Origin of the sequence: Candidatus Acidianus copahuensis (assembly GCF_000632495.1) — an archaeon.
Taxonomy (GTDB): Archaea; Thermoproteota; Thermoprotei_A; order Sulfolobales; family Sulfolobaceae; genus Acidianus; species Acidianus copahuensis.
The window spans coordinates 1-23,032 of the sequence record NZ_JFZT01000014.1 but is presented as its reverse complement, the minus strand read 5'-3'; the positions used below and the strand labels follow the sequence as shown (position 1 = coordinate 23,032).

Here is a 23,032-nt window from a genome sequence, read left to right as displayed (position 1 = left end):
AAATATCAATACAGAGTGAAATTTATTCAACTGAAGAAAATAAATTAAAATGGTAGAGAGTGACGTTAGGATAATAACAGGGAGAAGAAATATAATAGTTTCAGAGAAGGAAAAGGGATTATATTTGTAACGCAAGACCCTCTCTTGAAGGCTTCCGTGTGCATTAAATATTTTATTGAAAACATTTGAGGAGTATTTTCTATTGACGGAAGTTATTTCATCTAAGGAGAAACAAAGTTCTCTCTGTCTACACTAGTTTAGGAGTACCAGTCAGCTTCTTTCTCACCTACATGCTCCATTGTATGAACAGCGATAATGCCTAATACTAAAATTAGCTCAGGTAAAAGAACAGATAAAAGAGCGGAATAATTTGTAGAAACGACGAGGAGATGAAACTTAAGGATGAGGAGTGGAAAGCAAAGATAATAGCACTTTTCAATGGTGAGATTGAAGTATATGATGATAAGGAAGAGAATTTGAGATACTTCTCCAAGATCTTCAAGAACGTGAAATATTACCTCGTAAAAGACCACAGATCATGATCTATAGTATAAATATTACAATATAGCTCATATAGTTCTATTTATTCTATACAGATAATTCTTAAATTTCAAATAATCCATTTAAGACTATGCGGTTGTTTATAATTATTACCTCAGCCCTCCTCTCAATAATCAGTGTATTTCTATCGCCACAGTTTACTCTTTTTACCTTCATCCCCTTACTCCTATGCCTCTTTAAAATAAGGCTTAAACCAGTAATAACCTCAGCAATTCTTTTAGTCTCTTTACCACTTGAAAACTGGATAGTATATGGTACAGCTCTTGAGCTTGCTCTACTTTCGTCTTGGTGAGAAAAATGGACACGTTAAAACTAGTTCTAATAGGAATAGTTCAGGGTATATCAGAGTGGTTACCAATAAGTAGTAAGACACAAGTATTACTGACCTCGCACTTCCTACTGGGTTTAGATGTAGCCATAGCCTATACTTTTGGGCTGTTCATGGAGCTTGGGTCTATAGGGTCTGCACTAATTTACTTTAGGAGGGAAGTCAAAAACGTCTTTAAGGATAAGAAACTCCTAGTTTACCTAGTAATAGTTACCTTGGTTACTGGTATTATAGGAGTCCCACTTTACATCATATCTGATAAGATCCTCCAGAACGCTTACAATCCTGGAATACCTATGATTATCTTAGGAATAGCCTTAATAATTGATGGCATTTACAACTGGAAGCCTCGTTCTTCAAGAGCGGGGATGTTATCAAAAAAAGTTTATAAAAGTTAGAGAGTAACTCCTAATGAGGACGGTACGGTGGGTAAACCTAAGAAGAGTAGTAAGGGATCAGTCCCTATGCCTACCGTACCAGTCCTCAAACGCACCATAACTGTAGATCTAGTACCAACAAAAGAACAAGAGGAGGAGTTAAAAGAACTAGGAAACTTGTGTTCAAAACTATGGAACCAAGTAAACTATGAGAGGAGAAGACAGTTCTTTAACGGTGAACGTGGTGTTGATATCAAGGGTACCTATAACAAGTGGTATAATGAGTATAAGGACATGATAGGTACAATAACAGCACAACAAGTATTAAACAAGAACAATGAGGCGTGGAGTTCATTCTTCTCCTTGTTAAGGGCAAAGAAAGAGAAAAAATTACTACCATTTATCAAGAACGTAAACCCACCGGGTTATTAGAAAGATAGGAAGAAGAGGAAGTTGATAATCGTGTTAAGGAAAGATCAATACAAGATAGATGAAGAGAAACAAGAGATAGAACTTCATCATTTAGGAAAATTCAAGGACTTGGCAATAAAATACAATGGGGAAATATACTATAGAGGGGAACAAGGGAGGTTGGAAATAATATACAACCCCGTTTTGCATAAGTGGTATGCCCACATTACTTTAAAGGCAAGTGAGAGACTTGACAGAAAGACGGGTAAGTGGATGAAAGTACCACTAACACCAAAGGGAAACCTTATTGCTGGGATAGATATAGGGATAAACAACCTATTAGCTGTTTATGTATCTGACGGTACACAAGTGTTGGTTAAGACTAGGGTGTTGAAGTCCATCTCGTACTACTTCATGAAATTGATAAGTATGAAACAGAAGTTGTTATCCTTGTTCAATCAACCGTTCTCAAACAAGATAAGGAGATTATATTTTAAGTGGAAGAGGAAGTTAACAACTATTATAGATGCTGCCGTAAGGAAAGTTGTTAAATTCTTGTACAGCAAGGGTGTCTCGCTAATTAAGGTTGGTTATCCAAAGAACATAAGCCTGAGGAATGGTAACTTCCTAGTTGCTAACGTCTGGTCTTATAAACAAGTTATGGATAAGTTGAGGAATGTTGCTGAAGAACACGGAATAACTGTTGAGTTTGTCAATGAATCATACACTTCAATCACTTGTCCAATACATGGTAATGGATGCGGGAAAAGAGTATACAGAGGACTGTTTAAGTGTACAACGCTTAACAAAGTATATAACGCTGATTTGGTCGGTGCGTTCAATATATCTATAATCCCGAGTCCTAATGATGGTAGTGTTGAGGGAACCACCACCAGAGGGATAGGGATAAGTTGGGACAAGACTGTCCCACTGGTCTATACGTGGACGAGAGGAGCGGGGTTGGTGCTTCGTGCACCAGCTAGCTATGATTCGATGAGGATGAAGCGTATAGACCAAAACCTATGAACCGCTCTGAGGGGGACCCTCACCTTCAGGGCGGGGAGGAGGTCAGCGTTTGTGAGTCTATATATAACTAATCGAACTAACTCTACTAACAAATTCACTACGGTATCCCAGTCCTTTGCTGGATATGTTGCATTTCTTTCGAGGTCAAACGCAACCAAGAGTTCATTATCTGAGCTACGCCATGTCCAACAAAATAAATCATAATTAACTCTGTTATCGTCTTTGAGACGGACATAGATACAGTTACCGAGACCTGTCGTATCAAAAATAACATAAATACCGAGGGTCTCCTTCAGCTTTTTAGCTAATTGTACAGCCCAAGGTTCTAATCCTTCTTCCATACTGTTAATATAAACCTTAACTTCAACATTAGGATTCATATTTAGTTTATGTATTTAAATAAAGTAATATAAATGCATGTTGAGCGAATGAATGAGTAAATATGATCCTTAAACTGTCAAGGCTTTATAGGGGATATAGGATAAGAGTCTTTATACAAATTAGTAATTTTTCATGGACTTTCCATCATAGCGTGTGGGGGTCGTGAAACTGTTTCTTATTCTAGGGGGTTTGGGTTTTACGGACATTTATTATCCGTAAAACCCTTGGGCTTCACCACGTCATCATCACGATCCTTAGCGGGATAACCCCACTAGGGTGTGGGGAAACCCGCACATCCTTAATTCCACCGTCTTTCATAGTCCCTTCTTCGGGTCTACATACCCACATTTAGGACATGATAATATTATTTTTAGAATTAAGTATTTTGGTTTTGAGTGAAAATCGTGAGACGCATTTCGTAGTGTCGTTGAATGATAATAAACCCTTTAGTTAGGCTGTGATTAACGTAATTATTAAGATTTTATCAACAATTGACGACACTATGTTTTTTACGTTTTGTTTCTCTCATATTGTTTTATTTAATGAATTTTTCATGTAATCACGTAAAAGTTGTTGTACTCAATATTTTTTACTATATTGAGTTTGGGTCTAAGGTAAAGAGCGAGGCTTTCAGTTGTAACAAGTGATCCGTATTTAGGTGTAGAAACAGTTTCACGACCCCACGCACCGTTATAGGAGAGATTGTGAACTAGATCTAAAGAAAAGGAGACGGCTAACTCTTAGTCTCTTTAGACACCTTAAGCTTTAAACGCTTTCTTCATCTTCTATAATCTATTCACTTCTATTCCTAATTTCTTTCCCACTTCTATTGCCTCATCCTTTACCCTAACACCAAGGATAATGGGTCTTACTTCCTTTTTCGCCTCCTTTAAGAACTTACCAACAAGTGAGTACATTTGGACAACGTCTTGCGGAGAGACCCTGCTTTTTATTTCCACAAGGTAGTATCTGTTCTCTGTTTCAACCAAGGCGTCTATCTCTTTGTCATCCACTTTATAATGCCTCTTTATAGAGACTATTTTCTCGTTCAAATACCTAGTGAAGAAGTCTATTGCATACGATTCAGTTAAGAAGCCTAAGTTTATATCCATAGTGTTTACCCTCTTCTCGAGAGAAGTAAGTCTCTTGTTCATCTCTCTTATTTCTATTTTGATAGCCTTAATTTCCTCCATGATTTGGACGAACTTCTTATCATGCTCTTCAAACTTTTTGTCATGTGCTTCAAATCTCTTTATAATCTCTTCGAATTTTCTATCATGCTCCTCAAATCTCTTAAAGATCTCTTCTCTGTCCTTGAGCAATATGTCTATTTTCCTATTAATCTCCTCTAAGGCTAGGCTCGTGATCTTGTCCTTGAATAAGGCAAGGAATTCCTCAAGCTTTTGGGGATTCTTTTTTAACTCCTCAATTAGTTGGTCAAAAAGTGACATAAGTAAACATAGAATTTAAGGTTTAAATTTTTTAATTATTAGGGTGTGTGGAATGAATGATGAATCTAAATTAACTAAACGTTAAACTTTAGAATTGACCTTACTTAACGTGAAATCACGGAAAATCAATAAACAAAATATTTTTCCGTAAAACGATTCGAAAGCAACACCTGAATTGAAGGTATTCATGTTACCGTTAATAGTTTGGGTAAGGAGTCGTCTCTAGGGAATTCTTGAATATAAAACATAGGTACTTTCCGAGAGTAAACGTTGATGTTAGCGAGACCGTTTCGTAATAAAAAACTATTCAAGGTACCGATACGAATTTAGGAGAAGAATTTACATTACTATCGTAAGGGTAAATTCGAATTTCAGCGTATTGTGGAATTATTGTGGAATGAATGTAAATTCCTTAAAAGGTTATAAACAGAAGAGTCCTTAATTACACCAACTCGCTTTAACAATCTATTTTAAGCTAGCATTAACTCGCTCTGTAATTTATTCCACGCATCATTAAGAACAGAGCTAATAAATAGAGCCTTTGTTACTAACTAAATGATAGAATTAAATTGCTTCGTGGAATGAATTACGGTTAATGCGCTTAAGATAAGCAATTTAAAATGTTTATTGAATAAACCAACTGTATAATAAAGTTTAAAATGTTAAAAGACCTTATCTATGAACAGACTTGGACAATGGTTGGATATACCTACGTCAATTTTTCGGTGAGGCATAATGACTGTTGGACAAGCCAGACTGACCTTGAATATTATGACACTCTGCTTAACTTGGAGTTTTCAAGTTTTAATGCGCTTAAAGCCGATAGACTTGCAGTCATACGGAAAAGGAAGGAAGAGAGCAAGAGGATGATTAAGCTTGCCATGGAGAATGATAGGAGTGTAATAGAATATGAGTTTTCAAATCTAGCAGGCTCAAACAAGTCCAACGTATATTTGATTTCTATGATACAACAAGCTGATGAACCCTTAATTAGCAAACTGAAGTCCATGGGTGCAATAATACTTAATGCAAACGTAAGAAACGGAGTTGAGCATTATGATATTCTACATAGAAGTCGAGGGAGGTCAGAGATTAACAGAATCTTGAGTAATGATACAAAGATTAAAGTGATAGGCCTTAACTTTAAGACCTTGAACGAGAAGGAGGTCTACAAGGTTATTTCAAGGAACGTGAGCGATATACTGATGACAGAGAAGGAACAAAGCCTCTTAAGGAAAGCTAAGGAACTAGGTTATTTTGAGAGCCCTAAGAGGGTAAACTTAGACGAATTCGCAAAGGAGTTGAATATAAGCAAAATGTATGTATCTCTTTCTATAAGAAAGATACTCAAAAAAATATACAACTTAATTTAAGATGTTTGAAATTGATATGCGTTACGTGACACACCACGCCTTGGCTTTATCCTTTAACCCTTGGTTCATCTCGTTAGTATCTTATTAAAACCAAGTTAATACTTTGGTCAAGAATTGGACGAATTTTTCATAATCTATGTCATAGACGATCTTAGCGTTAGGCTTTTTTGTGATCACGTGACCAGGGTCTATGTAATCGATTATTGTCAACCCTCTACTCTGACAGTCACAAGTCTCTACATCAACGTTCTCCTCCTTGATCACTTTAGCAATACTAGGGTCTATTGCGATTGCTGTGGTTATTACGTCTGGGTGGGGGTTTCCCCTCATCCTCTGCATGTTCATTGAAGCCTTTCTATAATGAGAATACATTTTTGCGTAAAGGGACGAGAGTTTTGTCTTCAAAGACGTTAATTTCATGAAGGAAACCATGTCGATTGCGTTATTTACGGCAACCTCCCAAGGCACCATAACAATGTTAAACCCCGCATTTAACACGAGTTTAGCAGCGTCTGGGTCAACCCAAAAGTTAAACTCTGCTACTGGAGTTATGTTTCCTCTGGCGTAGATTGTGCCTCCCATTATATAAACTGTCTTAATTCTTTTAGTTATTTCTGGGTCTCTTAAATAGGCTAAGGCTAAGTTTGTGAGGGGAGAAATGGCTAGGAACTCTAAGGAGCCCTCATACTCTTTGCTGAGCCTAATGATTTCGGATGATGCGTCCTCTTTTGCTAAGAGACTATAGTCCTTAACATTGACCTCAATTTCCCCTAAACCCGTCTCCCCGTGGACGAACTCAGCGGTTCTGAAGTCCTTAGACAGTAGTCTTCTAGCACCAGGGTAAACCTTTAAGTCTCCAATTTGTACACCGTTTTCCCTTAGGTATTCTAAAGCCCATAAAGCACCCTTCATCTCATTTTCGTACTCTATGTTTCCCTCAACCACTGTGAGTGCGTGGACGCTTATGCCGTGTGCCAATAAGGATATTAGACTTAACACGTCGTCCTCTGCAGTGTCACAATCTATTATAAAGTGCCTTGACATTATTTCACCACTTTCGTCCTCAAGAAAACATAGTATAATAGAGCCCCTATAAGTGAACCGAAAAGCTCTTGTGGGAAGTAGGAAAACAGTGGGTTTAGTGCTGATATGTTAACAACGTTAAGGACGGTACCAATTACTGTAGCTATTACTGCATAAACGTTTAAGTTGTCTTGCACAGTTTTCCTAAAGGAGTAAAAGTTTTCCTCAGTTAATTTTCCACTCCTCATACTAGGCCATAACCTAACATACCAGTCTATAAGTAATATAAACGTGTATGGAAATATCACATCACCTACAAAGAGTAAGAAGTTGACAGCGTTTTGAAGTATACCCAGTGAAGCTGCGATAGCTCCAGCAAGTCCCAGTATGATAGTAGATATTGGTTGAGCCATCTTTTCGTTATTTTTACTTTTGAAAGCAGACTGTAGGGCAGTTAGAAGGTCAGCTACAGCAGGGTATAGGTTCATGGCATTGGTATGGAGTATTGCTAGTGAGGCACCGATGGAGGCCATAGCTATAATTACACCTATGATAGTGCCTGAGACAGGAAACGTAACTGCGGGTAGGTTCCAGTTTCCAGCCATAGTCTGTGAGAATAGACCTAATATTCCCATTAAATACACTGGTACCATAATCCCAAGAGGGGCTGAAATAAGGTATAAGAGGCTCTTGTCAGTGTCTTGTGGTTTGGCGAACCTAGTGGCAGTGGAAATTTTGTAAGTCCATGCCAATATAGAGAAGGAGAGCACTAAGCCAACAGACAGACCCCAATTAACGTCTCCAGATGGGGATAGAATACGATCCCAATTGATAGGGAAGTATGTGAAAAGGAAGTATGTCAGTATAGCATAGCACACAATTAATAGAGCAGCTGTGTATCTGTAAAAGTACTCTAGCAACTTAGCCCCATAAAGGACGAGCACTATTTGAATTATACCAAATAATATGAACCATATCACTGGATCGGTGTGAGTTAATGACGCGACTATAAGACCACCTGTTGCGTCGTTGAGTCCAAACCAGCCCACGTTAACCACAGTGTAGAGTGCTGACAGTGCGTTGGAAGCTAAATAACCATAAGTTTTCCTAGAAACAATTAAAGCAGGAACCGGGAATTGCCTACCCATCCCAGAGAATAAACCAGCTGGGAGGAGCCCTATTAACAGTGATATGGTAAACGCTATTATTAAGTTGTAGAGTCCTAAGTTCTGGAGTAGGTAACCTATAAGGGGAGTAGTCGCTGATGCGCTAGCCATTGCCCAGAAAATAAAGATCTTACCCGGGCTCATGTACCTAGCTTTTCTTGGTATAGGTCTAACACCTATTACCTCGAAACCCGTACCTTTCATATACACTTCTTCACTTTGTTCCTTTTTCTGTTCCTCCTTTCCAGTCATAATCAAAATAGTATTTAGGTTTACATTTATTTATCTTCATTATTTTACTTTTACCTAAAAACCTCTAGTAAGTGTATATCAGTGAAAAGTCCGTTATCCGTTTTACTTGTAAAGAGTCCACTATTAATGCTAGGGCTTAAGAGTTAACTTGGGAAAATGGAGATGGGACATCAATTATGCATAGCTATTATTAAAGAGAGTCCATACATCAAATTAAAATTTGGTGAAAACTTATTTTATGAATAGGACTGGTGGTTATTATGGAAAATAAAAAGTTCGGAGACCTTTCAAATAGATATGCTATTGTTACTGGGTCTGCAAGTGGAATAGGTTTAGCGATTGCCCACAGGCTCGCAAGTCTTGGGGCTAACCTTATACTAGGTGACATTAGAGTGGAGGAAGTTAAAAAGGTGGCTGAAGAGATCAGTAAGGCTTATGGGGTCAAGGCTGTTGGTCTTTTCGTCAATGTGGCTGACTTTGAGTCATCTAAGGAATTCTATCAGAAGGGGGTCACAGCCATAGGCGTGGACTATGTGGACATATTAGTTAACAACGCTGGGATTAATAGAGATGCCTTATTCACAAAGATGACGTATGAACAGTGGGACGAAGTGATAAAAGTGGACCTATACAGCGTTTTTAACTTATCCAAACAAGTTGTCGACGGTATGATAAAGAGGAATTACGGCAGAATAATTAATATATCTTCCATGAGCTGGTTAGGCAACGTTGGACAAGCAAACTATGCTGCAGCGAAGGCAGGTGTTATAGGCTTTACCAAGACGTTGGCTAAGGAGCTGGCAAGATATAATATCACCGTTAATGCCGTATGTCCCGGTTTTATTGACACACCAATGACTAGGGCTGTTCCAGAGAAGGTAAGGCAGATGTTCATCTCTAGGATACCTATGGGTAGGATAGGTAAACCCGAGGATATAGCTAACTTGATAGCCTTTTTGGCATCAGAGGAAGCCTCATATATAACTGGTGAGGTGATAAATGTCTCTGGAGGACTGATAATGTGATTCCCCAGAACCTAGTTTTCAACGAGACTGTGAACAAGTTTAAGGACAAACTAGCCCTAGAGTATTTCGACTGGAAGGTAACCTATGGGGAGATGGAGAAGATTGTCAATGGTCTCGCAGCTCAGCTTTCCCCTTATGTGGAAAAGGGGGATAGGGTAGCCCTTTCACTCCAAAACGTTCCCCAGTTCCCCCTATTAATGTACGCAATTTGGAAGCTTGGAGGTATAGTAGTTACGTTAAACCCCATGTACACGCCTAGGGAGATAGGATATTATTTGAAGGACGCTAGTCCTAGGGTGATCGTCACACTGTGTGAGACATATGATAACGTAAGAAGGGCTATGGATGACCTAGGGTATGAGGCTAAGGTCTTTAGGACTAACGCTAACACATTTCACGAGGTTCCCAAGGAGTACAGTATAAGGTGGAACGTCAAAGAGTGTAATGAGGAGCTATACTTAAATGGTAGGAGCTACTTTCCAGACGAGAGAGTTAGCCCCGATGATGTAGCCCTCCTAATGTACACTTCTGGCACGACTGGAGACCCGAAGGGTCCGGTAATAAGGCACAAGAACATTTATGCTAGTTCTTGGATATACAAGGAGTGGTTTAAGGTGAGTCCAGAGGATAAGGCTCTCGGAATAGCCCCGTTTTTCCACATAACTGGGTTCATATTCGATATAACGACTCCAGTCATGTCTGGGGCCTCAATATATATGTCATACCGGTTTGACCCGGAGCTCGCGTTGAGGGCTGTACAAGACAAGAAAACAACCATCACAATGTTTACAGCCACAGCTTATATCGCGATGTTGGAACACGTGGATAAGTATAATATAAGGAGCATGAGGTTGTGGTCTGCAGGTGGTATGTTTATACCATTAGCCTTAGAGCTGGAATGGAAGAGGAAAACTGGACAGTGGATCTATGAGGCGTGGGGGCTAACGGAGACTACTTCTCCCGCTACCTTATGGCCCTATCCCTATGATGGTGAGCTTCCGATAGATAAGGAGACAAACACAGTGAGTGCCGGGGTTCCAGTCTACTACACTCAAGTTAAGGTCATTGACGTGGATGACCCTACCAAGGAGGCAGAAGTGGGTGAGATCTTGGTGAAAGGACCTCAAGTCATAGACTCTTATTGGAATAAGCCTGAGGCTACTGCTAAGAGTATCGTGAACGGTTGGCTGTTTACTGGTGATGTGGCTAAGATTATTAATGGTTGGGTTTACATTATAGATAGGAAGAAGGATTTGATAAACGCATCTGGTTACAAGATATACCCTAGAGAGGTTGAAGAAGTACTTTATAGGCATCCATCTGTGAAAGAGGTTGCAGTGGTGAGTTTGTTAGATCCATATAGGGGTGAAACAGTTGCCGCTTATATAACATTAAAGGACGGTTACACTCCTTCGGAGGATCTGAAAAAGGATATTGAGAAGTTCTGCAGGGAGAACTTAGCTGCATATAAAGTGCCTAGGGTAATAGAGTTCGTGAAGGAAGTTCCAAAAACAGCTTCGGGAAAGATAATGAGGAGGGCTTTTAAGAAATGATTTCGGGCTTTGCAAGTGCAATTTACAAGAAATACGAGGGTTCAGCTTTTGAGCTAATGGCTGACGTTGTGTCCTCAGCTTTAGATATGGCTAAGATGAAGAAAGAGGAAATTGACGGGCTCTTCATCACCTACTTACCCGGTGTCTTTGACGGGTTAGCTTATCCCCACTTCTTTACAAACCAAGTCTCCCAATACCTAGGTATCAGACCTAAGTTCGCTGAAGTGTCCGATTACGGTGGTGCGTCTGCCCTAGCAATGTTATATAGGGCATATAAGGCTATTAGGGCAAACGAAGCCGAAAACGTACTGTGTATCATTGGTGGAAAGGGTTCAGAGATCAGACTAAGAGGGGTTACAGTGGATAGTATGGATAAATTACATTCTGGGATAAGCTTGACTCCATTCGACAAGTTCTTCAGAGGACTTGATGAGATGAACCCCATATCAGATTATGCGTTAGTTGCAAATAGGCACAAGAAGGTTTTCAAAAGCACCGATGAGCAAAGGGCTTTAATTGCTGTGAAACAGAGGTTTAATGCCATGAACAACGAAAGGGCTCTATATAGAGACCCACTAACTGTTGAAGAGGTTCTCAAATCCCCAATTATATCAGAACCTTTACATCTGTTAGAGGCTGTCTACCCGGTGGACGGTTTCCATGCCTTCATAGTTAGTAAGAGACAGAGCCAGTTAAGGGACTTAGATGTCTTAGCCTATGGGGAGGCTCACTGGCCCGAGATACCTGCTGAACTTAATGATATAGTGTACACTCCAGCAATTGAAAGCTCAAAAAGGGCAAACTTCAACTTGTCCAAAGTGGATGCCTTCCAGTTATACGACTCTTTCACAATAACTGTTATGTTGCAAGTTGAAGACATTGGTCTTATTGAGAAGGGTAAAGGGGGTCTTTTCTTTGAAGAGAACGATACCTCATACAAGGGTAATTTGCCCATAAATACGGGGGGAGGGAGTTTAAACGTGGGTCAGCCAGCTTATATGAGTGGTGGGGTAATACTAGAGGAAGCGTTACTGCAGTTAAATTACATGGCTAAGGGGCACCAAGTGAACGATGTAAATGTGGTTTTCTTGAACGGTATAGGTGGGTGGAACAGGTCACACTCAGTGACCCTTGTCTTAGGTGAGAAGAAGTGAAGTTATCAGAGATTTATTCAAAGTATGAGGAAGTCCTATCTAAGGGTAACATTCCATATATCAGGTGTGAAGATTGTGGTTATGTATTCTTCTATCCTAGGCATCTCTGTCCAAAGTGTAATTCCAGTAAACTAGAGATATTGGTAAGCACGGGGAGAGGTAAGGTGTATGCGTCAACCAAAGTGTTTAGGAAAAATGAGGTAATAGGAATCTATGGGATAGTTGAACTTACTGAGGGGTTCAGAGTTTACTGTAACTTTAAGAGCGATGTCGAGATAGGTGATGAAGTTATGATGAGTTCAATAAAGGTGGGGGATAAGTATAAACTATTGGCTGAAAAAGTTAAATAGAGTACGCTATGCTTGAGATTTAGAAGTTTTGTTTACTTATCCAACTTCTTCTTTTTTATGAATCCACCCCATGATAATAGGACGTGGTACCCTCACTTAAATTCCCTAATGTTACATTCTCATTAATGAAGCTTTCATAATTTTATAACTGAAATTAAAAGCTCTTTACCAAGTATTAAAGTAGAAGAAAATGTGGAAGCCTATAAAAGAGGTTGGTGGTATTTACTTTTGCTTCAAGAACCTAAATATCTTTTGTCGATTCTGAAATCAAAAATATAGATGATCCAATTAAAACAATAAATCTGGCTAATAAGCGCACATACTCCTTGTACCTTATAGTGATGGTTTAAGTGTTATAGGTATTTCTTATTATTACAATAACGTAGTATTGGATTTGTCAAACATAAATAAGATAATAGAATTAAACAAAGAAGATATGTCTTACTAATCATAAAAAGTAAAATTAAGGAATTAGAGAACTGTTTAAACAAAAGAGGTTATACGTTAGATTATCATATACAGTCTTTTAATCTTGCTACAATTTGTGAGGGAATAGCACATAAGGGCTTTGGCCCACACAGCTGAAGCAATATCGGAGAATTAGTAACTTCCCTAGAGGTATTACCACCTAACGATGAATTAGTAAACGTCAGTTATACTTATAATATTAAATCTCAAGGAATTTAATCTGACTTTAAATCTTTACAGATTATGAAGGAATTCGTAGAGTAGTGACTAATACTACCTTAAGGATTAAGCCATTAGCTAATAGCTTTAGGGATATTGTGATAATACTTTCGTCATCTTCAAACACGATAGACTTTGCTAGAGAATTCACGATTAATCCACGTTTATTCTAATGGTTCATTATTGTATGCTGTTATAATGACGGAGCAAAACCAAGAAGTTTATTGGAATACGTGGTAGGAGGCTTCAGAATTATGTGTAGTGATTTAGTTTTAGATGAATCTAGCGAATTCCAATAGATACATTCAAATAATCGTTCTTAGTTATCTTAATAAAAACTCATTACATTAACATAATAATAGATACTCACTTTTTACTTATGTAATATCGAATAAATATTAAGAAGTAGGTCTAAAAACTTCCTTAAGTAGGTTTAAATAGTGACTCATATATTATTAAACTCTAAAATATTCGAGAAATCTTGTAGTATCACTTGGGTATTTCTTTAACGAGGTAAATTTTTCTTAATTTCTTATAAAATGCAACTTTTGAATTAACGAACTTTATCGGTTCATCTTCACTTACATTATCTCTTGGTACTACATAAGCTACTGGGATCTCCCCTACAGATGGGTCTTTCTCAGCAGTCACGAAAACCTCCTTTACTGCTGGATGCTTTAACAATATTAGCTCTAAGTCTCTAGGGAATATCGGATATCCCTTGTATTTGATCAGCCTCTTCTTAACACCTTTAAAGAAAAACAAGCCATCATCGTTCATCATTAATAAGTCACCAGTTCTAAGCCAACCGTTTAAAAAGACTTTCGTATTTTCTCCCTCATCAGAATAGCCCTTCATAATCCATGGAGATTTAACTAGGAGCTCTCCAGTTTCATTAACTCCTAGCTCTTTTTCAGGGTTATCCGGATCTACAACCTTTACGTCTACATCAACTTCCGGAATCCCAACAGTTCCTAGCACATGCTTGAGCTCTATTGGTTGTGATGTGACTGAAAGAGCCTCTGTCATACCATAAGTTTGTAATAATGGTACATTAAATTTATCCATGAATGGGTAATAGAAGGGAAGGATTATGGGGTAGCTACTTTATGTGTAGGAGGGGGTCAAGGAGGCTCCATAGTAATCGAGAGAGCCTAACGAATATAGTTTCTGTTTATTATTAATTTCCTTGTTTTTATATAGATCTTCATAACCTCATAATCGGGTCTGAATCCTTCATCGACAGTATTAATATTTAGTGTGAAATGAGGAGAAACTCAGTTACGCTACTTAAATGCCAGACATTCTATATGGGGAAATTTATAAAAAGATTATAACTGAGTTTTTACTTCTTGCGGAAGTTAGTCATAGCATCTTTAGTTTAGAGTTACTATGAAACAATGCAAAGACCTTACGATTCTCCTTTTAATTTTTCTGACGACCTTAGATAAGAAATTAGTTTTCTATCAATATAGACTTCGTTAATTCTGACGTTACAATACATCTCAAGGGATTATAGAGATATATAGGGCAAAAGAAGTATTGGAACGTATTATGAAACTATTTATTTATATATTTCATTTGTATTATTCGGATATTTTAATGGCTTATCACTAAATTTGACTTTGGGAAATTGAATATGTAGTCATGTCTTTTCATCGGTTAAATAATCTATTTCTATGACGTACTTCTTGTCTATTACAAGACTGGAATAGCTTAAAGATAATCCCCATCACTTTAGATAAACGCATATATATCGTCATTCGTCCTTTTGAACTTACATTTATTTCCTAATATTATTAAGTTATATTTAGAGAGTTATGAAACTCCTAAGTTTCCTAAAAGATGGTAGAATAAGAAGTGGAGTTTTAGTAGATGAAGAAAATGTGGTGGATCTGAACACGACTTGCTACTTAATGCTGATGGAAAAGGGAGAAGACGAACAGTTTATTGAAAGATACTGCGACGCATTAGTTCCAAATGATATGTTAGGTGTTCTCCAAGCTGGAGAAAAGGGTTTAGGCATAATAAAAGATATAGTGGATTGGGCTAAAAAGAGACATGAAGTCCTTTATAACATTAATCACGTTAAGTTAAAACCCCCATTACCGAGAGCTAATATGTTAAGGGATTTTCTAGCTTTTAAAGGACACGTTGAAGCTACGTATAGGAGGAGGGGTCAACAAATACCCGAAGAGTGGTTTAAGTTTCCCGTCTATTATAAAGGAGATCCCGCAATATTTTATGGACATTTAGAAGAGATTCCTTGGCCAAAATATTCTAAGCATTTGGACTTGGAACTTGAAATAGCAGCAGTAATATATAGGAAAGGAAAGGATATAGATAAAAAAAGAGCTTCTGATTATATTCTAGGTTTTACCATATTTAATGATTTTAGCGCAAGAGATATTCAGATGGCTGAAATGAAATGTCTTCTTGGTCCAGCTAAAGGTAAAGACTTTGCTAAAGGTTTAGGACCTTGGATAGTAACAAGGGATGAGTTGCCCGACATTAAGGGATTAAGAGTTTATGCTAAGGTTAATGATGAAATCTGGTGTGATACTAAAGTTGAAGATATGCATTGGACGTTTGAAGATATGATAACGTATGTCTCACAGGAAGAGTATATTAGACCGGGTGATATATTTGGTAGTGGTACAATAACTGGGTGTACTGGTGTGGATATAGGTAAGTCATTAAGACCAAATAGTACTGTAGAATTGTTCGTTGAAAAAATAGGAATCTTAAAGAATATTATTAGAGGTTAGTATATTTACAAGCTATGTTATAATATCTCACCGCTCTCAAAACACTATGAGAGAATTAATAGATCTTAAGCGATAGCAAAGAGTAGAATATGCTGATTTAATATATTGGAATGACAAATAAATATTGTATTAAAAAGCTAAGCACCTAAATACATAATAAATATTTATAAATTAATAAGAGTTTACGAGCTTAAGGTAAAAACATTGTTAAATCAGATCTCCCAATAGTAGGCTATATCGACTCCTTCAAAAATAATCGCAGATATGTGCATTACACTCTTTAATAGAACTAAATATTTTAACACAGAAAATTCTGATAGTATTATAAAGAGGGTATCATGAATTAAATCAGTGCTATTGGATTTATTGGCGACGCCGTAGCCCCTTTTATTTTTAATGGAATGGCAATTAATAAGAAATCTTTTCTATTCTCTTTTTCCAGAAGTTTAACCAGTTCTTCCAAATACATGTTATCCATCATGAGTAAACCTTTTTCAGCTATAAGAAATCTATGAACTGGGAAATAGTCCTTAGTATTCTTCTTTATGTATTCAAATCTCGGTGCATCAGTACCAAAAATTGTGAACCCCTTTTCCACTAGCCATTTTGCTCCCTCAATACCTATTCCGGGCTCTTCATCACCTTCCTCTTTCCAACCAGTGTATATTATTGCAGCATCTCCCTTTTCAACTTTCGTATTACCTAATGCATTAGCTAAGTCAGTAACCCCTATTTCTCTAATTTCGTTTACTTTAACATTTAGGAGAATTCCCCGAGTAAATATAGGAGGAATTTTTTCAATGTCTAAGTCTTCAAAACCTAGATAAGTATGCCTAGGCTTTATACCTCCAAAAAGTAGTCCCTTTTCGGCTACATGATTAAGAGAATCTAGATGTGTACTTGCATGGTCGCTCATTTCTATTCTAACGTTTGCAAAACCTGTACCTTCTGGAATTTCTTTATCTTTATTAAGTTCTTTAGCATCTTGGTAGATTTGATGCCTGGAGATCTGTATTGCTCCATGCGCTTTGAAGTAATAACCACCAACTAACGTTTTGCTTAAGCTGATCATAATACCTTTCTTCACTAAGGAGACTAGGTTAAAAAATCGACCGATCTTTATACCTTCTGGTAAAAATTCATAGTTTAAGATCTCTTGTAAATGAGAATTAATTGAATTCAAGTTCTATTCCCTTTCTTTCTAATATTTTTGTGACTTTTGAACTAAGTAGATCCATTGACTTTTCTAATAGATTATCAGGCATCATTCCAAAATTAAGTAGGAAAATTAGCCTATCCGGTTTGGCTAGGTTATATATGAACTCTATTTGACTAGCAACCTCTTCCGGCCCACCCACAATATATAGCCCACTCTCATAAAGTTGCTCTAATGTTCTTCTTTTTGCATATAACCTGCTAAACACATATCTTTCTAGATATTCTTTACTTTCACTAACCGCCTCGTGATATGTACTTGCTACATGTGCGTGAAATGCTAGGGCTAATTTTCCTTTACCTTCGTTCCCTTCTCTAAACGCGCCTATTACTTCACGTAAATCAGATAGTTTATCCACTGTGGCATAAGGTATCATCATCAATGAATGCCCTTTTTTCGCTATATGGTAAGCAGCTTCAGCTCTTAGTGCTGCTACCCAAATGGGAGGATGAGGTTTTTGTACGGGCTTTACATTTATACTTATATTATTGAAGTTAAAGTATTTACCAGAATAGCTAAATTTCTCACCTTTAAATGCCAAGAGTAAGATTTCTAAAGCTTCATCAAATATTTCTCTCTTTTTATCCATTGGGACTCCAAAACCCTCAAATTCATGTTTTAGGTATCCACTCCCTACAGCTAGTTCAACTCTTCCATTTGAGAGAATATCAAGTAACGAGTACTCTTCGGCTACGTTAATGGGATTTCTGAAAACTAAAGTAACTACTGCAGGACCTAATCTAATCTTCGAAGTCCTCTGTGAGACGGCTGAAAGAAATACTTGAGGAGCAGGTATAGTGCCATAATCGGAGAAGTGATGCTCTGCAAACCAAGCACATTGGAAACCAAATTTTTCAGCCATTTTTACTTGATCAATTAAATCATAAATGAATTGCTCCCTTGGTTCAATATCTTTATAATAGTCTGCTACCCAGAAAACATCTGCTTTCATAATTGGTATTTTTTAATCATAATTTATATATGGTATATCAAGTTGGATTGAAGCAAAGAATGTCGTAAATTAGTTCAATAACATTTTTAAATTTATAATCTTATCTTACTATGTATCATGAAAAAATTCAATACCACAACATTTAATTAGCTCATGAAGACTGCTGGACTTATAGGGCTCTAGAGAACGTTAAAGGCGTTCTGCTAAACGAGGTCATTTATCCCGGAAAAAACCTTATCGTAGTCACTATATTATTTAACTCTTCTAATATTCATGACTTGATAAAGAGACTAAAGAATGATAGAGCTATAAGGAGTGTAAAAGTGATTCATGTTGAAAATAGCTATGTAATAGTTGAAATAAAGACAGTGTTTCAAGGTACTATATCTAAACTATTATATGATCATGGTGTTTCTTATTTCCAAAACTTATTCGATAATAACCATGAAATTTGGAACATAATATATAATGATAAAAGCTTAATTAATGAAATTAGGAATGAAGGAAAGGTAATAGACGTAAAGTCATCAGAGTTGTCACTAGATACAATTATGAAAGTGTATTATAACATGCTATTAAATAACTTATCGCCAAGACAACTAACTGTGCTCAAGACGGCTTATAATATGGGATATTTTAATTTCCCTAGGAAGGTTAGGGTAAATAAACTATCTTCTTCACTGGGTATATCGGAAACTACTGTGATACAGCATATTAGAGCGGCTGAACATGAAATTTTAAGGAAGTTGTTTTCCCTTGATAATCAAGATTGAGACCAGCTAAGCATGTATTTATTATCATCAATCTCCTTAGCAAATGTGGTTAACCTTAATCTCCTATAAGTCTCTACCATTACTGCTAGTTCATTAGTATCTTTCTTACCCAAACTGCTCTCTATTACACCGGGTTGGGGTCCATGGACGAATTCACCCCTATGTAATGTTATAGACCCAGCACTTATACCTCTTCTACTAAAGAATTGTCCAACCGAATAAAACAAGAACTCGTCAGCATCAACATTATGATGATAATAAGGTACGGGTACTGCTTGTGGATGATAATCCAATAGCCTCGGTACGAATGTTGATATCATGTAATTGTTTCCTTCAAAAGTTATGTATTTAGATGGAGACTGATGTATCTTTCCCGTTATGGGTTATAGGTCATAAGCACTAATGGCAAATGGGTAAAGAAAGCCATCCCAACCTATTACATCAAACGGATGATAGTCAACCATCACAGTATGGAAGCCATCCAAGGATCTAGTTATAATGAAATATTCTCCATTCTTGTCATAAGTTTCTAAAATTGGTATTCTTATATCCCTGTGATAATAGAAAGATCCTTCAAGGAGCTGACCATAGTCATTTCTATAGACTTTAGGTATTTCAACCTGCTTAGCTTCTATTATTAATAGTTTAGTCCCCTCTGGCAAGTCCCAGTTATATATGGTACCTCTTGGAATTACCACGTAATCCCCTTCATTAACTTCTACATATCCGAACATGCTTAACAATTTACCCTTACCTTGATGTATAAAATAGACCTCATCGTATTCCCCATTTCTATAAAAGACATTCTCGTTCTTTGTATTTGAGGATAAGGAAGCAAAGGATATTATCACATCATCGTTAAAGAGAAGAGGTATTCTCTCAGTGAATGGGTCTTTAACTTGTTTTAACTCCCAAGTTTTGAGATGATGGTGTCTAGTCTCCACTTTCCATTCCTGAATTTCATAGGTTTTCCACGAAACGGATTTATTTATTTTACTAGGAGGATTTAGACGGTATAATAAGGAGTATCTACCAGAAAAACCAAAAGTCCCGAATACCTCTTCTCTAATCAACATATCACCCTCTTTAAACACTATGTGCCTTTTTGGAGGAATCTTACCTTGTTTTACGTAATGAATCATATAAATAGATAGCCTTTTTAAAAAATAAGGCTATAATCAATCCGCCTCGATTATATTGGCGCAATAATTAAGAATAAAAATATAAATACGAGATTTATGAAGAATATGTGATGATAAAAAGAATAACTCTTCTGGATTTCGGACTGCTAGCTGGGGATCTAGGGTGGTTTCTCCCTAATCCATCAGTTTACAGTGAAAAAGACATACCTAAACCAAGAGATTGGGTTAACGTTCCAGCTATAGGTGCCTTAATTGAGCACAAAGATGGTATAATTTTGTTTGATACAGGACCAAGCCCCGATGCAAAATGTATCCTTAAACATATAGGCTTGTCCAGTATGATCTAAATGAAGATGAGAAAACACAACATAATCAATATCACTTACCTTTAACCCCAACTCTTTCAGCTGATTTTCTAGCCTATTTTCCTCGGAAAATTTAAGAAGGGGAAACAGTTGAAACAATTGTTGAGGCCAAACTTTAAGGCACAAATCATAACACATGTAAAGGAGTTAGATTTTGCATTAAGAATGATATGGTTAGGAAAGGGAGGTGTTTATCTGCCATCAGATCTAGAAGCATTAAAAGGTGGAAATTGGTTTCCCATAAATACAGATCACTTTGAGCTACTACCGGGTGTAAATATATATTGGGTTGGTGGACATACACCCGGTAGTATAATGCTCTCTGTAGAGAGTGAAAAAGGAAACGTTATTTTCACCGGGGACTTTATTCACTTACCAGATGAACTTAACGTGGAAATGAAAGGTTGGCTACTAATGGACTCTGACGAGTACTTAAACGGAATGAAAAGGTTAAAGCTAATGATGAGAAGGCCAAACACAAAGTTAGTAATAAGTCATGACCCCAAAATATGGGAAAAATATCCTAAAGCTCCTACTCCCCTTATAAGCTGAATAAAAGACAAAAATTAAAACCTTTTTATCGTTTTCATCTTCCCTTAAATACGGGCTTTCTCTTCTCAAAGAAAGCTCTAGCACCTTCTTTAGCATCTTCGCTTGCCAAAGCTTGATTTTGCATTTCCCTTTCTAATGCAAACGCCACTGGTAATGGTAAGTCCATTCCTTCATTTACAGCTAACTTAGCGAATCCTACTGTTAATGAAGGACCTTTAGCCATTTGTTTCGCAAATTCTAATGTACTTTCTAACAGTTTTTCTGGCTCAAATAATTCATCGACAATTCCTAGAGCGTATGCTTCTTTAGGTGTAAGCGTTTTCCCAGATACCATTAAGTATATTGCCTTTGACCTGCCCACTATCCTTGCAAGGAATTGTGTACCTCCCTCACCTGGTATTAGAGCTAAGTTGCTTACTTCAGGCATCCCGAACTTAATGTTATCATCATTAGACGTGAACCTAATATCAGTAGCTAAAGCTAACTCAAGTCCTCCTCCCATGCAATGACCATTTATGGCTGAGATTATTAGTTTTTTTGTGGACATCATCCTTAGCATTACTTCCTTGCTGAACTGGCTAGAAAGTCCTATATACTCTGGACTCTTATCCCTTATCTCATTTATATCAAATCCAGCAGAGAAGAACCTAGGAACAGCACTAGTTATAACTAGGACTTTAACCTTATCATCAAACCTACTCTCCACTATTATATTATCTAACTCCCTTAGCATCTCAAGGTTGTGTGCATTAGCTTGGGGTCTATTTAAACGTATTATCCCGACTCCATCACTTACCTCTAGTTTGAAATACTTTGGAGTCAAGTTTTCTAAACCCACTTGCACTCACCCTCGATTTAATAAATTCTCCTATTTCTATTAGGATCAGGGAGCTCTAAACCTAACGGTTCAATTAACTCTTTGACTTCCTTTACATAAAGCTGTCTCATTTCCTCGCTTTTCATCTTCTTTATTCCGTATTTATAACCTAAGTCAATAGTTATTGATTTAGAATGACCAAACATGTCTAATCCTCTAGGGAACCATTTATTCACTAACGCTTGTGCTAATGACTTTTTACCCTCTTCAACTAGTTTTTTAATTCCTTGGTATCCGAAATTAATGTGAAATTCCTCCTCCATCATCATAGTTGGAATCGCCCTGGCTAAGGGACCATAACTTGAATCTTCAAAGGCTAGAAGCTGATACATACCTACTCTATCGATTAGAAAAGTAAATCCGTAAGTATCCTCCCACATGTTTAAAGGGATGTTAAAGGCGTCTAATTTATGTTTACCCATACGTCTACTTAACAGTTCCTCAGCAATTTTCTTTCCTTCATCTCCAAATTCCTTGAGGATTTGAATTACCTGCCATCCATGTCTCATTTCATCTACCATAATCCTTGAGATAGTTACACGATCTCCCAATGAAGGAGCGTGGATTAACCAAGGTAGATGTTGTTCAATAGATGCAAACTCCGTATCCCCTTGGACGTTTAGTAGCTTTAATAACACCTCATACGCTTCTTGTGGTAAATCATACACTAATTCAAACTTTCTTATACCCTTGTAGTCTCCCCAGCCTAGAACCCTTTTGGGCTTCTTATATTCTGGTTTTACCATCAATAATGAATTATCATTTTGAGTATATAACGTTTTCTACACGAAGTGTTTAAAGCGAAAAATATAAAAATTTCTAATTAATACATACAAATGCAATGATAAGCCCTCTATCTAATGAGGCTAAAAGTACGCTTCTAGACATATTGTCATTGAGAGCTGACATGGAATTGGCAATGGTTGAAATGTATTCTCCATGGTTAGTAAATGCTCCAACTGTTGATGGAAGATTATTTGTTGCAAAGCTAGTTTCAGATGAATTAAATCATGCATGGCAATTATCTAGGATAATTCAAGAGTTTAAGCCAGAGGGAGAGAAAATTGTAGATGAACTTAGGAACTTAAGGTTAGGACTACACAAATTAGAAGCTTTTAACTTACCTCTCTTCAACTGGGACGATGTGTTAGCCTTTACTTTTTTAATTGATAAAGCTGGTATTTACATGTTGGAAGCTCTACGAAATTATGAGCCTTTGTCTAAGGTAGTAGAGAATATGATAAAGGAAGAGGAGTTACACGTCACCTA

Annotated in this window: 24 protein-coding genes and 2 pseudogenes; 15 read left to right on the top strand and 11 right to left on the bottom strand. The window is 37.2% G+C overall.

Annotated features, from left to right (window positions below):
* The first annotated feature begins 389 nt into the window (after positions 1 to 389).
* From CM19_RS13010 to CM19_RS00675, 5 genes and pseudogenes are all read left to right on the top strand, one after another.
* Complete coding sequence (locus tag CM19_RS13010) at positions 390 to 542, top strand: hypothetical protein (RefSeq protein ID WP_160164846.1); 153 nt, start codon at positions 390 to 392, stop codon at positions 540 to 542.
* An 89-nt stretch (positions 543 to 631) separates the two neighbouring features.
* The gene (locus CM19_RS00685; protein ID WP_150111331.1) at positions 632 to 853 is read left to right on the top strand and encodes a hypothetical protein; all 222 of its coding nucleotides are present in this window, start codon (positions 632 to 634) and stop codon (positions 851 to 853) included.
* Positions 854 to 858: 5 nt separating this feature from the next.
* Positions 859 to 1,227, top strand: a pseudogene (locus CM19_RS00680) (undecaprenyl-diphosphate phosphatase); the annotation flags it as partial.
* Positions 1,228 to 1,314: 87 nt separating this feature from the next.
* Positions 1,315 to 1,698: a hypothetical protein gene (locus CM19_RS12690; protein WP_081801164.1), complete on the top strand. Its 384-nt coding sequence runs from the start codon at positions 1,315 to 1,317 to the stop codon at positions 1,696 to 1,698.
* Positions 1,699 to 1,728: 30 nt separating this feature from the next.
* Positions 1,729 to 2,703, top strand: coding sequence for a transposase (locus CM19_RS00675; protein WP_081801163.1), 975 nt, complete (start codon positions 1,729 to 1,731; stop codon positions 2,701 to 2,703).
* Here the strand turns inward: CM19_RS00675 and CM19_RS00670 are convergent.
* Positions 2,661 to 3,083: a hypothetical protein gene (locus CM19_RS00670; protein WP_048098527.1), complete on the bottom strand. Its 423-nt coding sequence runs from the start codon at positions 3,081 to 3,083 to the stop codon at positions 2,661 to 2,663. The genes CM19_RS00675 and CM19_RS00670 overlap by 43 nt on opposite strands.
* Before the next feature lie 786 nt (positions 3,084 to 3,869).
* Positions 3,870 to 4,535 (bottom strand): hypothetical protein, encoded by a 666-nt coding sequence (locus CM19_RS00665; RefSeq protein ID WP_048098526.1) that lies wholly within the window; start codon positions 4,533 to 4,535, stop codon positions 3,870 to 3,872.
* Between the two features lie 659 nt (positions 4,536 to 5,194).
* On the opposite strand from CM19_RS00665, the gene CM19_RS00660 reads away from it, so the two are divergent.
* Positions 5,195 to 5,908, top strand: a complete 714-nt coding sequence (locus CM19_RS00660; protein WP_048098525.1) for a helix-turn-helix domain-containing protein — start codon at positions 5,195 to 5,197, stop codon at positions 5,906 to 5,908.
* Positions 5,909 to 5,992: 84 nt separating this feature from the next.
* On the opposite strand, the gene CM19_RS00655 is transcribed toward CM19_RS00660, so the two are convergent.
* Both CM19_RS00655 and CM19_RS00650 read right to left on the bottom strand, forming a co-directional pair.
* Positions 5,993 to 6,952 (bottom strand): nucleoside hydrolase, encoded by a 960-nt coding sequence (locus tag CM19_RS00655; RefSeq protein ID WP_048098524.1) that lies wholly within the window; start codon positions 6,950 to 6,952, stop codon positions 5,993 to 5,995.
* Positions 6,952 to 8,349: a purine-cytosine permease family protein gene (locus tag CM19_RS00650; protein WP_052349384.1), complete on the bottom strand. Its 1,398-nt coding sequence runs from the start codon at positions 8,347 to 8,349 to the stop codon at positions 6,952 to 6,954. Before CM19_RS00650 ends, CM19_RS00655 begins: the two co-directional genes overlap by 1 nt.
* Before the next feature lie 260 nt (positions 8,350 to 8,609).
* On the opposite strand from CM19_RS00650, the gene fabG reads away from it, so the two are divergent.
* The 4 genes from fabG to CM19_RS00630 are packed head-to-tail and all read left to right on the top strand — an operon-like array spanning position 8,610 to position 12,431.
* Positions 8,610 to 9,374 (top strand): 3-oxoacyl-ACP reductase FabG, encoded by a 765-nt coding sequence (fabG, locus tag CM19_RS00645; RefSeq protein ID WP_048098523.1) that lies wholly within the window; start codon positions 8,610 to 8,612, stop codon positions 9,372 to 9,374.
* Complete coding sequence (locus CM19_RS00640) at positions 9,371 to 10,927, top strand: AMP-binding protein (RefSeq protein ID WP_048098522.1); 1,557 nt, start codon at positions 9,371 to 9,373, stop codon at positions 10,925 to 10,927. Before fabG ends, CM19_RS00640 begins: the two co-directional genes overlap by 4 nt.
* Positions 10,924 to 12,081 (top strand): thiolase family protein, encoded by a 1,158-nt coding sequence (locus CM19_RS00635; RefSeq protein WP_048098521.1) that lies wholly within the window; start codon positions 10,924 to 10,926, stop codon positions 12,079 to 12,081. The genes CM19_RS00640 and CM19_RS00635 overlap by 4 nt, the downstream gene beginning before the upstream one ends.
* Positions 12,078 to 12,431 (top strand): Zn-ribbon domain-containing OB-fold protein, encoded by a 354-nt coding sequence (locus tag CM19_RS00630; protein ID WP_048098520.1) that lies wholly within the window; start codon positions 12,078 to 12,080, stop codon positions 12,429 to 12,431. Before CM19_RS00635 ends, CM19_RS00630 begins: the two co-directional genes overlap by 4 nt.
* 1,176 nt (positions 12,432 to 13,607) lie before the next feature.
* Here the strand turns inward: CM19_RS00630 and CM19_RS00625 are convergent.
* Positions 13,608 to 14,186, bottom strand: a complete 579-nt coding sequence (locus tag CM19_RS00625; RefSeq protein ID WP_052349383.1) for a class I adenylate-forming enzyme family protein — start codon at positions 14,184 to 14,186, stop codon at positions 13,608 to 13,610.
* Positions 14,187 to 14,938: 752 nt separating this feature from the next.
* Here CM19_RS00625 and CM19_RS00620 point away from each other — a divergent pair.
* Positions 14,939 to 15,886, top strand: a complete 948-nt coding sequence (locus CM19_RS00620) for a fumarylacetoacetate hydrolase family protein (protein WP_048098519.1) — start codon at positions 14,939 to 14,941, stop codon at positions 15,884 to 15,886.
* Between the two features lie 343 nt (positions 15,887 to 16,229).
* Here CM19_RS00620 and CM19_RS00615 read toward each other — a convergent pair whose 3' ends face one another.
* On the bottom strand, positions 16,230 to 17,069 hold the full coding sequence (locus tag CM19_RS00615) for a cyclase family protein (protein WP_048098518.1): 840 nt from the start codon (positions 17,067 to 17,069) through the stop codon (positions 16,230 to 16,232).
* Complete coding sequence (locus CM19_RS00610; RefSeq protein WP_048098517.1) at positions 17,056 to 18,054, bottom strand: LLM class flavin-dependent oxidoreductase; 999 nt, start codon at positions 18,052 to 18,054, stop codon at positions 17,056 to 17,058. The genes CM19_RS00615 and CM19_RS00610 overlap by 14 nt, the downstream gene beginning before the upstream one ends.
* A gap of 323 nt (positions 18,055 to 18,377) precedes the next feature.
* Here CM19_RS00610 and CM19_RS00605 point away from each other — a divergent pair, with 323 nt between their 5' ends.
* Entirely contained in the window at positions 18,378 to 18,827 is a 450-nt protein-coding gene (locus CM19_RS00605; RefSeq protein WP_150111330.1) for a helix-turn-helix domain-containing protein, read from the top strand.
* On the opposite strand, the pseudogene CM19_RS00600 reads toward CM19_RS00605, so the two are convergent.
* Positions 18,818 to 19,969, bottom strand: a pseudogene (locus CM19_RS00600) (homogentisate 1,2-dioxygenase). The gene CM19_RS00605 and the pseudogene CM19_RS00600 overlap by 10 nt on opposite strands.
* Positions 19,970 to 20,079: 110 nt before the next feature.
* Here CM19_RS00600 and CM19_RS13170 point away from each other — a divergent pair.
* A complete protein-coding gene (locus CM19_RS13170; protein ID WP_052349382.1) occupies positions 20,080 to 20,316 on the top strand; it encodes an MBL fold metallo-hydrolase in 237 nt (78 codons plus the stop codon).
* Here the strand turns inward: CM19_RS13170 and CM19_RS12685 are convergent.
* Positions 20,218 to 20,472 carry an MBL fold metallo-hydrolase gene (locus CM19_RS12685; protein ID WP_081801162.1) on the bottom strand — a complete coding sequence of 85 codons (255 nt, stop codon included), beginning with the start codon at positions 20,470 to 20,472 and terminating at the stop codon, positions 20,218 to 20,220. The two genes, CM19_RS13170 and CM19_RS12685, sit on opposite strands and share 99 nt — an antisense overlap.
* Between CM19_RS12685 and CM19_RS12420 the strand changes: the two genes are divergently transcribed.
* Entirely contained in the window at positions 20,425 to 20,886 is a 462-nt protein-coding gene (locus CM19_RS12420; RefSeq protein ID WP_235185581.1) for an MBL fold metallo-hydrolase, read from the top strand. The two genes, CM19_RS12685 and CM19_RS12420, sit on opposite strands and share 48 nt — an antisense overlap.
* 34 nt (positions 20,887 to 20,920) lie before the next feature.
* On the opposite strand, the gene CM19_RS00590 is transcribed toward CM19_RS12420, so the two are convergent.
* Positions 20,921 to 21,724, bottom strand: a complete 804-nt coding sequence (locus CM19_RS00590) for an enoyl-CoA hydratase/isomerase family protein (protein WP_048098515.1) — start codon at positions 21,722 to 21,724, stop codon at positions 20,921 to 20,923.
* Between the two features lie 17 nt (positions 21,725 to 21,741).
* The gene (locus CM19_RS00585; protein WP_048098514.1) at positions 21,742 to 22,512 is read right to left on the bottom strand and encodes a 1,2-phenylacetyl-CoA epoxidase subunit PaaC; all 771 of its coding nucleotides are present in this window, start codon (positions 22,510 to 22,512) and stop codon (positions 21,742 to 21,744) included.
* Positions 22,513 to 22,604: 92 nt separating this feature from the next.
* Here CM19_RS00585 and CM19_RS00580 point away from each other — a divergent pair.
* Positions 22,605 to 23,032: Phenylacetic acid catabolic protein (locus tag CM19_RS00580; protein ID WP_048098513.1), on the top strand; the 428-nt coding region annotated here is incomplete at its 3' end.

What these genes read in the sequence shown, in the direction of transcription:
- CM19_RS13010 (WP_160164846.1), top strand. Translation starts at nt 390, where the DNA reads ATGAAACTTAAGGATGAGGAGTGGAAAGCAAAGATAATAGCACTTTTC.
- CM19_RS00685 (WP_150111331.1), top strand. Translation starts at nt 632, where the DNA reads ATGCGGTTGTTTATAATTATTACCTCAGCCCTCCTCTCAATAATCAGT.
- CM19_RS00670 (WP_048098527.1), bottom strand. Translation starts at nt 3,083, where the DNA reads ATGAATCCTAATGTTGAAGTTAAGGTTTATATTAACAGTATGGAAGAA.
- CM19_RS00665 (WP_048098526.1), bottom strand. Translation starts at nt 4,535, where the DNA reads ATGTCACTTTTTGACCAACTAATTGAGGAGTTAAAAAAGAATCCCCAA.
- CM19_RS00660 (WP_048098525.1), top strand. Translation starts at nt 5,195, where the DNA reads ATGTTAAAAGACCTTATCTATGAACAGACTTGGACAATGGTTGGATAT.
- CM19_RS00655 (WP_048098524.1), bottom strand. Translation starts at nt 6,952, where the DNA reads ATGTCAAGGCACTTTATAATAGATTGTGACACTGCAGAGGACGACGTG.
- CM19_RS00650 (WP_052349384.1), bottom strand. Translation starts at nt 8,349, where the DNA reads ATGACTGGAAAGGAGGAACAGAAAAAGGAACAAAGTGAAGAAGTGTAT.
- fabG (WP_048098523.1), top strand. Translation starts at nt 8,610, where the DNA reads ATGGAAAATAAAAAGTTCGGAGACCTTTCAAATAGATATGCTATTGTT.
- CM19_RS00635 (WP_048098521.1), top strand. Translation starts at nt 10,924, where the DNA reads ATGATTTCGGGCTTTGCAAGTGCAATTTACAAGAAATACGAGGGTTCA.
- CM19_RS00625 (WP_052349383.1), bottom strand. Translation starts at nt 14,186, where the DNA reads ATGGATAAATTTAATGTACCATTATTACAAACTTATGGTATGACAGAG.
- CM19_RS00620 (WP_048098519.1), top strand. Translation starts at nt 14,939, where the DNA reads ATGAAACTCCTAAGTTTCCTAAAAGATGGTAGAATAAGAAGTGGAGTT.
- CM19_RS00610 (WP_048098517.1), bottom strand. Translation starts at nt 18,054, where the DNA reads ATGAAAGCAGATGTTTTCTGGGTAGCAGACTATTATAAAGATATTGAA.
- CM19_RS13170 (WP_052349382.1), top strand. Translation starts at nt 20,080, where the DNA reads ATGATAAAAAGAATAACTCTTCTGGATTTCGGACTGCTAGCTGGGGAT.
- CM19_RS12685 (WP_081801162.1), bottom strand. Translation starts at nt 20,472, where the DNA reads ATGTGTTATGATTTGTGCCTTAAAGTTTGGCCTCAACAATTGTTTCAA.